The organism is Marinobacter confluentis (assembly GCF_004785685.1).
In the GTDB taxonomy this organism is placed as follows: Bacteria; Pseudomonadota; Gammaproteobacteria; order Pseudomonadales; family Oleiphilaceae; genus Marinobacter; species Marinobacter confluentis.
This window is the reverse complement of record NZ_SRPF01000021.1, coordinates 1-350: the sequence shown is the minus strand read 5'-3', so window position 1 is coordinate 350 and position 350 is coordinate 1. Positions and strand designations below refer to the sequence as shown.

Below are 350 nucleotides of genomic sequence, written 5' to 3'. Positions count from 1 at the left end.
CCCTGGTTATTGCCGGTGAAGCCGGCCAGATCTTCGTATCAGTCGATAACGGCGACACCTGGGAGCAGCGCGAAAGTCCTTACGAGGGTTCACTGTTTGGTGCACGCGGCACAGGCAATGTGAATGAAGTCCTGGTCTTCGGGTTACGTGGAACCACTTTCAAGTCTACGGATATGGGAAAAAGCTGGAAGGTGGTCCCAAATGAAGGTGGGGCGACGCTGAACGACGGCGTGGTAGCGGAAGATGGCCGTATTACGCTGGTTGGCAACAGCGGCGCCGTATTGATGAGCAGCGACGGCGGTGAGAGCTTCCGGCCCTATTTCCGTGATGACAGGGAAGGGGTGATGGAC

At 57.1% G+C, this 350-nt stretch carries 1 protein-coding gene; it reads left to right on the top strand.

The genetic code is table 11. From position 1 onward, the window contains the following. A partial coding sequence (locus E5Q11_RS17385) for a WD40/YVTN/BNR-like repeat-containing protein (protein ID WP_410111159.1) occupies nt 1-350 on the top strand: 350 nt, incomplete at both ends.